Origin of the sequence: Acidisoma sp. PAMC 29798 (assembly GCF_030252425.1) — a bacterium.
In the GTDB taxonomy this organism is placed as follows: domain Bacteria; phylum Pseudomonadota; class Alphaproteobacteria; order Acetobacterales; family Acetobacteraceae; genus Acidisoma; species Acidisoma cladoniae.
On the sequence record NZ_CP126994.1, the window covers coordinates 4,462,285 to 4,477,381 of the forward strand.

The following is a 15,097-nucleotide window of genomic DNA, read 5'->3' on the forward strand; positions in this document are numbered from 1 at the left end:
GCGCGGAGACGTTATCGCACATGCGCGTGGCGGACTACGCTGCGCTTTTCCGCCCTACGAGACTCCCGTCCGACCTCGGGCCGTGTCGCCCGCGAAAAATAGCCTTTGTGATCCTCTGCCGCCTGTCGGTTTGGAATCGCCACCCATATGACGGGGGCGCCCCCGGGCGTTGTCTACGAACAGCAGAACAAAGGCCGTGATGACACTCCAGACAGGCGTCGCCTCGGCACAGCAGGCCTCCCTCACCGCAACGGAAAGGCCCGCCATGCCAAGTCCCCGCATTTATGCCGTTCATCCGCTGCTTGCGGGGCCGCTCAAGACGTGGGGTCCCTGGTTGGACCGGGCGGCCGCACTCGGTTTCACCCATATCCTCACCGCCCCTGTTTTCGCGGGGCCATCGGTGCTGCTGCCCGCCGATTTCGACCGCCCGCATCCGGCCCTCGGCTGGGACGGGCCGGCGACCGAGGCCCTGCATTTCCTGGCCGGCGCCTGCCGCGCACGGGGCTTGACCCCGCTGATGGAGGTCGGGCTGTCAGCGGTCGCCTCCGGCGGCCGCATCGCCCAGCAGAACGGCTCCCTGTTTCGCGCATCGGAGTCTGAGCGGTCCCTTGACCCGCGCCGCTACGGCGCGGAGGCGGACGCCGCGCTTGCGCGCTGGGATGACGGGGCGGAGGCTCTGGCGGGTTTCTGGTCTCACCAAATCAGCGCCTGGGATAACGCCGGCATCGCGGGCTACAGCCTCGACCTGACCGGAATCCCGCCGGCCATGCTCGCGCCCCTGATCGGGCGCTTGCGCAGCGAAACTCCGTCCCATCTGCTGGGCTGGACGCCTGGCCTGCCGCGCGAGGCGCTGTCGGCCCTCAAGGGCACGGGCCTGGACTATGTTTTTTCGTCTCTCCCTTGGTGGGACTTCAAGTCCGACTGGCTATGGGCCGAGGCCGAAGCCCTGCGCCAAATCGCGCCCGCCATCGCTCTGGTCGAAGAGCCCTTCGGCGCGCGCCTGGCCGGCCATGTGAGTGACATGACACGCTTGGCGGCGACCCAACGCCGCCTGCTGCGGTTCGCAGCCGCCTTCGGCGATGGAATGCTCATGCCCATGGGCTTCGAGGCGAGTGCCGCCCAGGCGATGGACCCCCGGCGCGACATTCCGGCTGTTCTTCCGCTGGATGCGTCGCTGGCGCAGGAGATCAAGGCCGCCAACCAGCCGCGCCTGTCTGGGACCCCACGTCTGCTGAGCAGCCCGGATGCCGTATCGCTGGCCTTCATCCGCAGCGAGGCCGATCTGCGCTACGCCGAGGACGCGACCCTCACGGTGGTCAACACCGACCTTGGCCGGGGCCAAGCAGTCGTGCTCGGGTCATTCCTTGCCTCCATCGGTGGCCGCTTCGTGGCGGAGGGCTTGAGCCCTGACTCCCCTCTCGCCCTCGATCCGGGTGAGCTGCGCATGATTGCCCTCAAGGCTCAGGCAATCCGCCTGTCTGAGCGGCCGCCGCTTGCGGAGTCCGGCAGGATCGCGGCCGAAGAACACCGTCGCATCGGCATCGAGGCCGTGTCCCCCACCGTGGATGACGGCCGTTTCCCCGCCAAGCGCATCGCCGGTGAGACGGTCACTGTCGAAGCCGACATCGTCTGTGACGGGCATGACCAGCTCGGCGTGGTGCTGATGTGGCGATTGGTCGGTGAATGCGACTGGAGCGAGGCGCGGATGCGCCTGCTCGGCAATGACCGCTGGCAGGCGGTTTTCCCGCTTCAGCAGGTCGGGCTGCACGAATTCGCGGTCGAGGCCTGGCGCGATGCCTATGCGACCTTCAGGGACGAACTGTCCAAGAAGCATAACGCGGGCGTGGATGTGCGGGTCGAGATGATCGAGGGCCAGCATCTGATCGAGATGGCGGGCGCGCCGCTCGCCTCCGTCGCCCGGGCCTTTACGCAGGGGGATAATGCGGAGCGGATTGCGCTGCTTCTCTCTGCCGATGTCGCGGCGGCGATGGCCCGTGCCGACACGCGGCCCTTCGCCGTGCGGTCTGCCACCTTCCCGGTCGATGCCGATCGTGCCGAGGCGCGCTTCGCGAATTGGTATGAAATCTTCCCGCGCTCGATGAGCGACGACCCGACGCGTCACGGCACCTTCGCGGATGTCGAGCGGCATTTGCCGCGTATCCGCGACATGGGTTTCGACGTGCTCTATTTTCCGCCAATCCACCCGATCGGCCGCAGCAATCGCAAGGGGCCGAACAATACGCTGGATGCCGGCGCGAATGATCCGGGCAGCCCCTATGCCATCGGCAGCGCCGACGGCGGGCATGACGCGATACACCCGGAACTTGGCAGCCTCGCGGACTTCCAGCATATGCGGCAAGCGGCGGCGGCGCATGGCATGGAACTCGCCCTCGATTTCGCCATCCAGTGCTCGCCTGATCACCCGTGGTTGAGTGAGCATAAGCGTTGGTTCGCCTGGCGTCCGGACGGCACTATCAAATATGCCGAGAATCCGCCGAAGAAATACCAGGACATCGTCAATGTCGATTTCTATGCGGAAGAGGCGGTGCCCGATCTTTGGGTCGCGCTGGCCAATGTCGTCATGTTCTGGGCGGAGCAGGGCATTCGCATCTTCCGTGTCGATAATCCGCACACCAAGCCTTTTCCGTTTTGGGAATGGCTGATTGCCGAGGTGCGCGCCAAATATCCCGGCACGCAATTCTTGGCGGAAGCCTTCACGCGGCCGAAGATCATGAACCGCCTCGGCAAGGTCGGCTTCACACAATCCTATACCTATTTCACTTGGCGCAATTCGCGGGCCGAGTTGGAGGAGTATCTGACGACCCTGACGACGGAGCCGGTATCCGATTTCTTCCGGCCGAACTTCTTCGTCAATACGCCCGACATCAACCCGGTCTTCCTACAAACCTCGGGTCGCGCCGGGCATCTGCTGCGGGCCGCGCTCGCAGCGACGCTGTCAGGTCTTTGGGGTGTCTATTCCGGCTTCGAGCTATGTGACGCAACGCCCCTGCCGGGGCGCGAGGAATACCTCGACTCCGAAAAATACCAGATTCGCGCTTGGGATTGGAACCGTCCCGGCAATATCGTCAATGAGATCACGATGCTAAATCGCATTCGTCGCCAGAATCCGGCGCTTCAAACGCATCTCGGCATCACCTTCCTGCCGTCCAGCAACGCGCAGGTCATGATCTATGAAAAGGCAACACCCGATCGCTCCAATGTCGTCATTGTCGCGGCCAACCTCGATCCTCACGCCTACCAGTCTACGGCCTTCGAACTGCCGCTGTACAAGTGGTCGATCCCGGATCAGGGCCGGATCGGCGCAGCCGACCTTGTCACTGGTGAGCGGTTCACCTGGACCGGCAAGTGGCAGCGCGTGAACCTCGACCCCTCTTTTCCTTTCGCCCTATGGCGCGTTCAGCCGGAGATCGTTTAAGCGTGGATACTGTCACACATCTGCCCCCCGCCCACGAAGATCCGCTTTGGTACAAAGACGCCGTCATCTATCAAGTCCATATCAAGTCCTTTTTCGACGCCAATAATGATGGCGTCGGTGATTTTCCGGGCCTGCTGCAAAAGCTGGACTATGTCGCGGAACTCGGCGTCACCGCGATCTGGCTTTTGCCCTTCTATCCCTCGCCCCGCCGTGACGATGGCTATGACATCGCCGACTACCGCAATGTGCATGCCGATTACGGCACGCTGGATGACGTGAAGCGCTTCATCGAGGCAGCGCATGCGCGTGGCCTGCGGGTGATCACTGAACTCGTCATCAACCACACCAGCGATCAGCATCCGTGGTTCCAGGCCGCGCGCGCTGCACCGATTGGATCACCGGAGCGGGACTTCTATGTCTGGTCCGATACCGACACGAAATACGCGGGCACGCGGGTTATTTTCGTCGATACCGAAAAGAGCAACTGGACCTGGGATGATAAAGCCCAAGCCTATTACTGGCACCGGTTCTATTCCCATCAGCCGGATCTGAACTTCGACAATCCGGCGGTGATCGAGGAAGTGCTGTCGGTGATGCGCTTCTGGATCGATATGGGCATCGACGGCCTTCGCTTGGATGCCGTGCCTTATCTGGTGGAGCGCGAGGGCACGAATAACGAAAACCTCGCCGAGACCCATGCGATTCTGAAAACGATCCGCAAGGCGCTGGATGCCCATGCACCGGGGCGCATGCTGCTGGCCGAAGCCAATCAATGGCCCGAGGATGCGCAGATCTATTTCGGCGATGGCGACGAATGCCATATGTCCTTCAATTTCCCCCTGATGCCGCGCATGTATATGGCGATCGCGCGCGAAGACCGTTTCCCGATTACCGATATCATGCGGCAGACGCCCGAAATTCCAGAGAATTGCCAATGGGCAATTTTCCTTCGCAACCATGACGAACTTACCCTCGAGATGGTCACGGATACCGAGCGTGATTATCTATGGGAGACCTATGCTCGCGATCGGCGCGCGCGCATCAATCTCGGGATCAGGCGCAGACTGGCGCCGCTGTTGGAGCGCGACCGTCGGCGTATCGAGTTGATGAACGGGTTGCTGCTGTCGCTGCCTGGGACGCCGGTGATTTATTACGGTGATGAAATCGGCATGGGTGACAATATCCATCTCGGCGACCGCGATGGCGTGCGCACGCCGATGCAGTGGTCCTACGATCGCAATGGTGGCTTTTCACGGGCCGATCCGGCGTCGCTCGTGCTACCCGCGATCATGGATCCGCTCTATGGATTCCAGGCGCTGAATGTCGAGGCGCAGGAAACCGACCAGCATTCCTTGCTGCATTGGACCCGGCGCATGCTGGCGGTGCGCAAAAGCCACCCCGCCTTCGGGCGCGGAACGCTGAAATTCCTCTATCCCGGCAATCGCAAAATCTTCGCTTACCTGCGCGAAATCGGCGGTGACGCTCCGGAAACCGTGCTTTGCGTCTGCAACCTGTCGCGCACCGCGCAGGCGGTGGAGCTTGATCTCTCATCCTATGTCGGCCGCACCCCCGTGGATATCGTCGGTGGGTCGGTATTTCCGCCGATCGGGCAGCTCACCTATTTGCTGACGCTCGCCCCCTATGGCGCCTTTTGGTTCTTGCTGACGGAGGAGACGACCTTGCCGGTCTGGCACACGCCCGCATCCGAACCCTTGCCGGAATTCCCGACCATCGTCATTCGCGGCGGCATCGGGGAGGCGCTGAAACTGCCCGGCCTGAACATCCTGCAAACCGAGTCGCTTCCCGCCTATATCCCCAAGCGACGGTGGTTCGCCAATAAGGGGCAGGCGATCGATGGGCTGTCTGTGGCCTATGCCGTGCCGCTGCCGGGTGCTGCCGATGTGCTGCTCGCGGAAGTGGAAACCAAGCAGGGCGATCAGACAGACCGTTACGTGCTGCCGCTGGCCATCGCCTGGGAAGGTGACACGACCGTGCCGTTGGCACAGCAACTGGCACTGGCCCGCGTGCGACAGGTGCGCCGCGTGGGCTGGATCACGGACGGCTTCGCGATCGACGAGTTTGCTCTCGCAACGCTGAACAATCTCATTGCAGGCGGGTCCGTGCCCCTGCCGCACGGCGGCGAGATTCGCTTCATCCCGACCTCGATCGCGTCCTCCGTGCATTTGGCGGCCCATCCGGAAGTGCGGCGGTTCGGGGCCGAGCAATCCAACAGTTCCTTGGTCGTGGGCGAGGCTGTGGTATTGAAGATCCTGCGCCATGTCAGCCAAGGCATCCATCCCGAAGGCGAGATGACGCGGTATCTCACCGAACGCGGCTTCGGCAACACCGCGCCGCTGGTCGGCGAAGTGGTGCGCATCGATGCCGACGGCACACCCAATACCATCATGATCGCGCAGAATTTCGTGCGCAATCAGGGTGATGCCTGGACCTGGACGCTCGATTTCCTGGCCCGCGCGGTGGCGGAGATCGCGGTCGTCGGGCCTGCGGATCCGACGAAGGATGATCCCTTCTCGACCTATACCGGCTTTGCGATGGCCATGGGCCTGCGGCTGGGTGAATTGCATGCCGTGCTCTCTTTGCCGACCGACAATGCAGACTTCGCGCCGGAAGTCGCTAATGATGCGATTGTGGCAGATTGGGCGGCCTCGGCCATCGAACAGGTGAAGCTCGCCTATGGTCTTTTGGCCGGCAAGCAAGATTGGCCTGATACGGAGAGTGAGGCGCTGGCGGCCTCGCTGTTGGAACAGTCTGATGCGCTCGAAAGCGCGCTCGTCCGGCTCGCAGGCGAGGGGCGTGGCGCGCTGCGCACCCGGGTCCATGGGGACTTCCACCTCGGCCAGATTCTGGTCGTGCAGGACGATGCCTATATCATCGACTTCGAAGGCGAGCCCGCGCGGCCGCTGGAGCAGCGCCGCATGAAGTCCAGCGGGCTGCGCGATGTCGCTGGCGTGCTGCGTAGCTTTGACTATGCAACGGCGGCGGCCGAGGCCGCTCCGGGTCGGGTCGCCCTCTCCCCGCAGGCGGCGGAGCGGCATCTGATTTTGCTTGAGCAGTTCAACACGCGGGCTAAGGCCGCCTTCCTGGGCGCTTATTCGACAGCCCTTGAAGCCGCCGCGCATCCTTGGATTTCCAAGGCGGCGGAGGCACCGCTGCTCGATCTGTTCCTCATCGAAAAGGCGGCCTACGAAATCCGCTATGAGATTGCAAACCGGCCGACCTGGCTGCGCATTCCGCTGCGCGGATTGCATGACATCGTGACGCGCGTTCTGACGGCTGGAGAAGATGCATGAACGACGTGATCCAGACGGCACATGCGGGCCTGCCGGACTTCGCCGCCGTCGATGCCATTGTGAATGCGCGGCATGGCGATCCCTTTTCCATTCTCGGTCCGCATGACTGCGAGGGCGGCTGTGCGGTGCGGACCTTCCAGCCTGGTGCGACTTCGGTCGAGGTGATCGACGCCGGAGGCGAGCGCCTTCTCGCCAAGCTCGACTGCATCGACGCGGCCGGATTCTGGAACGGCGTCATGCCGGCACGCATGCCGTATCTGCTGCGGATCACGACGAGGGACGCGGTGCGTGTCACGGAAGATCCTTATGCCTTCGGCCCGTCCCTCGGCGAAGTTGATATTCATCTGCTCGCGGAAGGGCGGCATCGGGAACTGGGTGCCAAGTTGGGTGCGCATCTCGTCACGCAAAGCGGTGTGCCCGGCACGCGCTTCGCCGTTTGGGCGCCGAATGCGCGGCGCGTTTCCGTTGTCGGTAGCTTCAACGGATGGGACGGCCGCTGCCATCCGATGCGCAAACAAACGGGCGCCGGCATCTGGGAGATGTTCATCCCCCGCATCGGCGCCGGCACGCTCTATAAATACGAACTGACGGGGCCAGACGGATCGGTTTTGCCCTTGAAGGCGGATCCGGTGGCGGCGGCGGCGCAGAAGCCGCCAGAGACCGCGTCCATCGTCGTCGATGAGCGTTTGCGCTGGACCGATGAGGCTTGGCTCGCGCGGCGCACAGAGACCGGTCTGCCCAATGCGCCGATTTCGATCTATGAGATGCATGCGGCGTCCTGGCTGCCGGAGAGCGACGACACCGCCGATGTCTGGACGCAGCTTTCCGAAAAGCTCGTGCCTTATGTGAAGGCGATGGGCTTTACGCATATCGAGTTCATGCCAATCATGGAGCATCCCTTCGGCGGCAGTTGGGGCTACCAACCGCTCGGCCAGTTCGCGCCGAGCGCGCGCCTGGGGTCGCCCGAGAATTTCGGCAAGCTGATCGATCGCTGCCATGAGGCCGGCATTGGCGTTATTCTCGATTGGGTGCCGGCGCATTTCCCGACCGATGCCCATGGCCTCGCCCGCTTTGATGGCACGGCGCTGTATGAGCATGCCGATCCGAAGGAAGGATTCCATCAAGACTGGAACACCTATATCTTCAATCTAGGCCGCAATGAAGTGCGCGGCTTCCTGATCGGAAGCGCGCTGCATTGGCTGGAGCATTACCATGTCGACGGTCTTCGCATGGATGCCGTCGCTTCGATGCTCTACCGCGATTACAGCCGCAAGCAGGGCCAGTGGGTGCCGAACCAATATGGCGGACGTGAGAACCTGGAATCAGTGTCCTTCATCCAGGAACTGTCACGCGAAATGCGTAGCCGCTGCCCGGGCACTTTGCTGATCGCCGAGGAAAGCACGTCCTGGCCCGGCGTCAGCCATCCGGTCGAGAACGGTGGTCTGGGCTTCGACTATAAGTGGAACATGGGCTGGATGCATGACAGCCTGGGCTACATGGAGGAGGCCAGCATCAATCGCCGCTGGCATCATGACAGCCTGACTTTCGGCCTCGTCTATGCCTTTTCCGAGAAGTTCGTGCTGCCACTGTCGCATGATGAGGTCGTCTACGGCAAAGGCTCGCTCATCAACAAAATGCCCGGGGATCGCTGGCAGAAATTCGCCAATCTGCGCGCCTATTTCGGCTTCATGTGGACCCATCCTGGCAAGAAGCTGATGTTCATGGGCGGCGAAATCGCGCAGGAGCGCGAATGGAACCACGATCGTCCCTTGGATTGGTGGGTGCTGGATCAAGATGATCACGCCGGCGTTCACCGCCTGATGCGCGACCTCAATCTTCTGTATCGCGACCATGCGGCGCTGCATCGGCATGATTGCGATCCGTCGGGCTTCCGTTGGGTGGTGCTGCATGACCGCGAGCAAAGCGTTTTCGCCTATTTGCGTCAGGGTGACGAGGGCGATGCGCCGATGCTGGTCGTGTGCAATTTCACGCCCGTACCGCGCTATGGCTATCGCCTTGGCGTGCCGCGCTCCGGCGTATGGCACGAGGTGCTGAACACGGACGCCCTGAATTATGGCGGATCGAATGTCGGCAATGGCGGATCTGTTTCCGCCGAGGACACGCCCTGGGGCGAGTTCCCGTGCTCGGTGTCGCTCGTTCTTCCGCCGCTATCGACGGTCGTCTTCAAGGCGGGTTGATCATCATCGTCATCCGCGCATCACGTGCGCGGATGACGGCTCTCTTCGAAGCAGTTACGGCGCGGGTGCCGTCGTCTGAGTCGTTGTGGTGCTGGAGGTTGCCGGGCTGAACAAGGTCGGCGGCGTTGTGGTCGTGGTCTTTTCAGTCGTGGTCGTGCTGGAGGCGCTGTTGTCGGGCGGTGCCGAGAAGACGCATCCGCCCAATGCCAAAGTGCCGCCAAGAAGCGAAAGACCCAGGGCGAGGCGCGTGCCGAATTTATGGCTGATCATCATCATTCTCCAGTGGAAAGGGTTATTGGCCGACGGTGGTCGTCGTCGTCTTTTCGGTCGTCGTGACAGTCGGTGGGGGCGGCGGCGGCTGCACAACCGTCGTGGTCGAGCTTTGCGAGACGGTGCCATTCGCGTTCCCGTAGGTCGTCTGCTGGGAAGTTGACGTGTCACCGGCGCCGTCATCGGTCTTCTTGATCGTCGTCGTGCTCAGTGTCCCGGACGGCGGCGGTACCGGGGCGGGCACAGCCGTCGTGGTGGTGGACTGATAGGTCGTCTGCGCCATCGCGGCACCGGTCATCAGACCGAAGGCGACAGCCGTGGGCAGAAGGTATTTGCGTATCATGGTGTCTCCCATTGTCAGTGGAGGTCGATTGACCTCGAGACCGGAAACACAAGTGTAGCCAGGCGTCGTTTCTTCAAGGGACCAGTGTTAAATGAAGTTTCGTCGGGGCTGTGTAATTACGGCCCAAATGAGGCATTGTAACGAGCCACCGTCTTCTTGCTCCCCGCCTTCACCAATCCGCTATAGGCGTCGTTGACTGTTGTGAAGACACGAGGATCGGCTGACAGGTCGTCACCGAAGATGCGCCGCTGATCAAGGATGCCGCGGAGATCGAGAGCCGCGAGTGTGTCCGCCATCGGGTCCCGCACGTCGATCGTCCCGCCGTTTTCGTCGGTGCCGCCGACATAACGCGCCCAACCGGCGATCACGAGCGCGAGAGCATCGATCGGCAAGTCGCGCGACAGCCTTTCGCGCAGCGTGCCGAGAAGCCGCTGCGGCAGCTTCTGCGACCCATCCATAGCAATCTGCCAGGTGCGATGACGGATCGCCGGATTGCTGAAGCGGGCCTGTAGGGCCGCGACATAGGCGAGCAGGTCCGTCTCCGGCGGTGGCGGCACCACGGGCACAATCTCCTCCCGCCACAGCCGTTCCACGAATTGCGCGAAGACGGGGTCCGCCATCGCATCGGCGATCGTTTCATGCCCCGCGAGATAGCCGAGATAGGCGAGGGCGGAATGGGCGCCGTTCAGCAGGCGCAGCTTCATATGTTCGAAGGGTTCCACGTCCCGCACGAATTGCGCGCCGCCGGCTTCCCAATGCGGCCGGGCGCCGCCCACGAAGTCATCTTCGATCACCCACTGCCGGAACGGCTCATGCACTACGGGTGCGGCATCGGCGAAGCCGGTCAGCGCCTGCGCTTCCGCGACATCGGCGGGCGTCGTCGCCGGCACGATGCGATCGACCATGCTGCACGGAAAGCGCCCGTGTTCGGCGATCCAGGCGGCGAGGGAGGGGGCACGGTGAGAAGCGAAGGCTGTTACGAGCTTCGCCACAATGCGGCCATTGGCGGGCAGGTTGTCGCAGCACAACACGGTGAAGGGCGGCAGCCGTGCCTGCCGCCGCAGGCGCAGCGCCTCGACAATGAAGCCGATGGCGCCGCGCGGGGTGGCCGGGTTTTCGAGGTCATGGACGATGGTCGGATGCGCGAGGTTGAGGTCGCCCGTCGCGGGGTCGTGGCAATAGCCTTTTTCGGTGATGGTGAGGGTCACGATGCGGGTGGCGGGATCGGCCATGGCGGCCAGGACGGCACCGGGATCTTCGGGCGCGACAAGCAAACCGGTCAGGCAGGTGACGATGCGCGCCGTGGCCCCCGCGGGACCCTTCTCGATGGCGGTGTAGAGACAATCCTGCGGCGCCAATAGATCGCGTTGGTCCGGCCGCTGCAGGCTTACGCCCAGGATGCCCCAATCTGTCTCCGCCGCGTCTTCGGTATAGAGCGCCAGATGGGCACGGGCGAAGGCGCCGAGGCCGAGATGGACGATGCCCGTCCGCCAGGTATTGCCGCCCAGATTTGCCCGCGATAGCCGCATCATCAATCTCCGTGTCGCCGCGTCCTGATGGGGGTTTGCGCCCGCCATGGATCGGCTTCAAGCCATGCGCTAGGATCGATCGAGGCTTGGGGGAGAAAGACAATGTTCGTGGCCATGAACCGCTTTCGTGTGATCAAGACCGAGGTCTCGGCCTTCGAGGCCCGCTGGGTGGACCGCGACAGTCAGCTTCACACTGTGCCGGGCTTCCTGAGTTTCAACCTGCTGAAGGGACCGGAGCGGGAGGATCATATCCTGTATGCCTCGCATACGATCTGGGCCTCGCATGCCGAGTTCGAGGCCTGGACGAAGTCGGAGGCTTTCCGTGTCGCCCATGCCGGCGCCGGCGGCGCCAAGCCTTTGACGCTCGGGCACCCGGAGTTCGAAGGGTTCGAGACGGTCGGCGGCGCCGAGCGGGGTTAGGGAACAATCATCGAAACCGCATAGATCGTCACCCGCGCACGTGATGCGCGGGTCCATGGGCGCCCGTGGATGACGATGGTGACGCCAGCGATTGAGCCTAAGTCCCGGAGTTAATCGGCAATCCGCCGCAGCGTCTTCTGCATCAGCACGAGGTCGAGCCAGCGGTCGAACTTGCGGCCGACTTCCGGCAGACGACCCACGATGTCGAAGCCGAACTGCTCATGCAGGACGATCGACACCTCGTTATCGGCGGAGATCACGCCCATCATGACATGCATGCCGGCGTCGGTCGCATGATCGATCAGCGCCGCCAGCAAAGCGCGGCCGGCCCCCTGCCGGCGCTTGGTGGCATCGACATAGATCGAATGCTCGACCGTCAGGGCATAGCCGTCCCAGGCGCGAAAACTGCCATAGCTGGCGAAGCCCAGAACCTCATCGCCGTTTGCGGCGACCAGCACCGGCAACCCTGCCGCCGCACGGTCCGTCAACCATTGCTGGCGCGCTTCCAGCGTCGTCGGCTGCACATTCCAGCTCGATGTGGTGTTGAGGATCGCCTCGTTGGTGATGGCGAGGATCGCGGGCAGATCGGTCTCGGTCGCGTTACGAATCAGCATCGGTCTCTCTTCCCTTGGCGGCGCCTATTCGGCGGCCTGAGCAGCGCGATGTAAAGCGGGCGCCCGGCTGCCTGCCATCAGCCACTCGGACAGCCAGCGCGCGGCTGGCCCCAACACCCGATCGGCGCGATGGATCAGCGATATTTGCAACTCGATCGGGCCATAGGCATTCCCCCATTCCTCCGGCCGGATCTGGCACAGCCGGCGGGCGGCGAGGTCCGCCTCCACCATATGCAGCGGCATGCCGCCCCAGCCGAGGCCTCCGAGTAGCATGGCGTGTTTGGCGCCGAGGTCACCCAGACGCCAGTTACGGTTGGAGAGCACGCCATTGTCGCGATTGCCGGTGCGGCCGGAATGATCGGTCAGAACGAGTTGCACATGGTGCTGCAAGTCTTCGGTCGGGATCAGGCCGGTGAAGGCCGAAAGCGGGTGGCAGGGTGCGGCGACCGCCACCATGCCCACGGTCTGGATCGGGTGGGTGCTGAGGGTGGCATCCTGGGTCGCGAAGGTGAGCGAGACGCCGATGGTGCAGGTGCCGTCCACCACCAGATTCACGGTCGCGCCCATAGACGCCACATAGATGCGGGTCGGCACGGTTGGATAGCGCTCTCCGAAGACGCGCAAGGCATCAACGATGCGTGGCATGGGGAACATGGCGTCGATCACCATCGACAGCTCCGGCTCCAGCCCCTGGGTGATGCCGCGCGCCTGGTCCCACAAGGCATCGACCTCCCTCACGATCCGCGCGGCGCGGATGAGCAGCGCGGCGCCAGCTTCGGTGAGGACGGGCCGATAGCCCGACCGATCAAAGAGCATGGTGCCGAGCTGGTCTTCCATCTTTTGCACGGCATAGGTCACAGCCGATTGTGCGCGATTGAGGCGGCGGGCAGTGGCAGAAAAACTGCCCTCCTCTGCCACCGCCACGAAAACCTGCAACTGGTCGAGCGTTAGGCCATGGGATGTCATGGGGAAACTCTATCGAAAAATCGGATCATGTTGAGCGATATTTTATCAGTTTCTTGCGTTGCAGCACAATTGTAGACGGTCCTTCAGTAATTTGAATGGGACGTGTCATGACCCAAGTGCTCCTTATCCAAAGCAGTTCGAACCTCGCCAGTTCCGTGAGCCGCGAGCTGTCCGAGACTTATGTGAAGGACTATGTGGCGGCGCATGCCGGCACCAGCATGATCACGCGCGACCTGATTGCCTCGCCGATTCCGCATCTTGGCGTCGATCTTCTCGGCGGCATGTTCGGCAAGCCGGAAGAGCTGACGGCGGCCCAGAAGACGGCCCTCGCACTCTCCGATGCTCTCGTCGAAGAAATCGAGGCCGCTTCCCTGATCGTCATCGGCGTGCCGATGTACAATTTCAGCATCCCCTCCGCGCTGAAGGCATGGATCGATCATGTCATCCGCTCTGGCCGCACCTTCCGCTACGGCGCGAGCGGCCCCGAGGGTCTCGTTTTCGGCAAGAAGCTGGTTCTGTTCCTGGCCAGCGGCGGCGTCTACTCCGAGGGTCCCTACAAGCCCTATGACTTTCAGGAGACCTATCTCCGCGCCATCCTGGGCTTCATCGGCATCACCGATGTCACGATCGTCCGGGCCGAGGGCCTGGCCATGGGCCCCGACGCCGCGACCAAAGCGGTGGCCGACGCACGTGCGCAAGTGGCCGCAATCTCCGCCTGATTTTACCCGTTTCGTCTTCCTAACTTTTATTGAGGACCACCCATGATCCGTCATCTTCTGCTCGGCGCCACGCTTGGCGCCGGCATTGCCGCCGCTGCCCTGTCTCCCGCCATCGCCCAGGTCGCGACCACGGTCGCCGCCAAGGTTCCGGCTGGCGCTTACTCGGTCGAGCCGTATCACACGCGCATCCTCTTCAGCGTGTCGCATATGGGCTTCACCACCTGGTACGGTGACTTCACCACTGCCAGCGGCAGCCTGAATTTCGACTCTAAGATGCCCAGCAAGAGCGCGCTGTCGATCAGCTTCCCGACCGCCAGCATCTCGACCACGAACCCCAAGCTGGACGGCGAGTTGAAGAGCCCGATGTGGTTCGATGCCACGCAGTTCCCGACCATTACCTTCAAGTCGACCAAGATCACGCTGCTCGGCCATGACGAGGGCAAGATCACCGGCGACCTGACCTTCCACGGCGTCACCAAGCCGGTCACGCTGACGGCGCATTTCAATGGCGGCGGCGTCAACCCGCTCGACAAGAAATACACCATCGGGTTCGACGCGACCGGCACGATTTCGCGCGCCGAATTCGGCGTGAAGACTTACGAGCCGCTGATCGGCGACAGCGTGAAGCTGATGCTGAGCGGCGCTTTTGAGGCGCAGAGCTAAGTCTTTTCGGCCCTAGCAGGAAAGGCGATCATCGATGTCCGCTCACGGAAGTTATCAAAAGCCGGCGCGCTACACGATGGTCGCCATTCTGTTGCATTGGCTGATCGCCCTCGGCATCTCGGCCCTGATCGTCATCGGGTTGGTGATGACACAGCTGAAGATTTCGCAGACTTTGGAATGGAAGCTGTTCCAGCTCCACAAGTCGATCGGCATCACCGTCTTGCTGCTGGTGGTGCTTCGCATTCTATGGCGGTTCACCCATCGCCCGCCGCCGCTGCCAGCTGAGGTGCCCGCGCTCGGTCGGGGCGCCGCCCATGGCGTGCATTGGCTGCTTTATCTGTTGATGATCGGCATGCCGTTGACGGGATGGGCGGTCGTCTCCAGCTCCCCGTTCAACCTGCCGACCGTGCTCTATAACCTTGTGCCCTGGCCCGATCTGCCGATCCTGCCGACGCTCGCGAATAAGGCCGCAGTGTCGCATGTGCTGGGCTGGGTCCACGCCTACGGCTCCTGGATTCTGATCGGCGTGCTCGTGGTTCATATCGGGGCCGCGCTGCAGCATCACTTCATCAAGCGCGATACCATTCTCGGGCGAATGATTCCGGGTCTGGGCCGCCGCGCATAGCGT

At 62.9% G+C, this 15,097-nt stretch carries 12 protein-coding genes; 7 read left to right on the plus strand and 5 right to left on the minus strand.

From position 1 onward, the window contains the following. Positions 1 to 199 precede the first annotated feature (199 nt). Genes QP803_RS21450 through glgB form a run of 3 tightly spaced genes read left to right on the plus strand, consistent with a single transcriptional unit; the run spans position 200 to position 8,945 of the window. Complete coding sequence (locus QP803_RS21450; protein ID WP_284945523.1) at positions 200 to 3,436, plus strand: maltotransferase domain-containing protein; 3,237 nt, start codon at positions 200 to 202, stop codon at positions 3,434 to 3,436. A gap of 2 nt (positions 3,437 to 3,438) precedes the next feature. Continuing rightward, on the plus strand, positions 3,439 to 6,747 hold the full coding sequence (gene treS / locus QP803_RS21455) for a maltose alpha-D-glucosyltransferase (protein ID WP_284945524.1): 3,309 nt from the start codon (positions 3,439 to 3,441) through the stop codon (positions 6,745 to 6,747). Further along, a complete protein-coding gene (gene glgB / locus QP803_RS21460) occupies positions 6,744 to 8,945 on the plus strand; it encodes a 1,4-alpha-glucan branching protein GlgB (protein ID WP_284945525.1) in 2,202 nt (733 codons plus the stop codon). The genes treS and glgB overlap by 4 nt, the downstream gene beginning before the upstream one ends. A gap of 54 nt (positions 8,946 to 8,999) precedes the next feature. On the opposite strand, the gene QP803_RS21465 is transcribed toward glgB, so the two are convergent. The 3 genes from QP803_RS21465 to QP803_RS21475 form a co-directional block, all read right to left on the minus strand. Beyond that, positions 9,000 to 9,215, minus strand: a complete 216-nt coding sequence (locus tag QP803_RS21465; protein WP_284945527.1) for a hypothetical protein — start codon at positions 9,213 to 9,215, stop codon at positions 9,000 to 9,002. 22 nt (positions 9,216 to 9,237) lie between these two features. Continuing rightward, entirely contained in the window at positions 9,238 to 9,558 is a 321-nt protein-coding gene (locus QP803_RS21470) for a hypothetical protein (RefSeq protein ID WP_284945528.1), read from the minus strand. A gap of 116 nt (positions 9,559 to 9,674) precedes the next feature. Then, entirely contained in the window at positions 9,675 to 11,090 is a 1,416-nt protein-coding gene (locus tag QP803_RS21475; protein ID WP_284945529.1) for a mannitol dehydrogenase family protein, read from the minus strand. A 99-nt stretch (positions 11,091 to 11,189) separates the two neighbouring features. Between QP803_RS21475 and hmuQ the strand changes: the two genes are divergently transcribed. Then, complete coding sequence (hmuQ, locus tag QP803_RS21480; RefSeq protein ID WP_284945530.1) at positions 11,190 to 11,507, plus strand: heme-degrading protein HmuQ; 318 nt, start codon at positions 11,190 to 11,192, stop codon at positions 11,505 to 11,507. A 110-nt stretch (positions 11,508 to 11,617) separates the two neighbouring features. On the opposite strand, the gene QP803_RS21485 is transcribed toward hmuQ, so the two are convergent. After that, a complete protein-coding gene (locus tag QP803_RS21485) occupies positions 11,618 to 12,121 on the minus strand; it encodes a GNAT family N-acetyltransferase (protein WP_284945531.1) in 504 nt (167 codons plus the stop codon). Positions 12,122 to 12,145: 24 nt separating this feature from the next. After that, complete coding sequence (locus QP803_RS21490) at positions 12,146 to 13,087, minus strand: LysR family transcriptional regulator (RefSeq protein WP_284945533.1); 942 nt, start codon at positions 13,085 to 13,087, stop codon at positions 12,146 to 12,148. Positions 13,088 to 13,194: 107 nt separating this feature from the next. Here QP803_RS21490 and QP803_RS21495 point away from each other — a divergent pair, with 107 nt between their 5' ends. From QP803_RS21495 to QP803_RS21505, 3 genes are read left to right on the plus strand one after another with little or no spacing between them, the layout of a single operon-like run. Next, on the plus strand, positions 13,195 to 13,806 hold the full coding sequence (locus tag QP803_RS21495) for an FMN-dependent NADH-azoreductase (RefSeq protein WP_284945534.1): 612 nt from the start codon (positions 13,195 to 13,197) through the stop codon (positions 13,804 to 13,806). 42 nt (positions 13,807 to 13,848) lie between these two features. After that, on the plus strand, positions 13,849 to 14,469 hold the full coding sequence (locus tag QP803_RS21500; protein ID WP_284945535.1) for a YceI family protein: 621 nt from the start codon (positions 13,849 to 13,851) through the stop codon (positions 14,467 to 14,469). 34 nt (positions 14,470 to 14,503) lie between these two features. Next, positions 14,504 to 15,094, plus strand: coding sequence for a cytochrome b (locus QP803_RS21505; protein ID WP_284945536.1), 591 nt, complete (start codon positions 14,504 to 14,506; stop codon positions 15,092 to 15,094). Positions 15,095 to 15,097 lie beyond the last annotated feature (3 nt).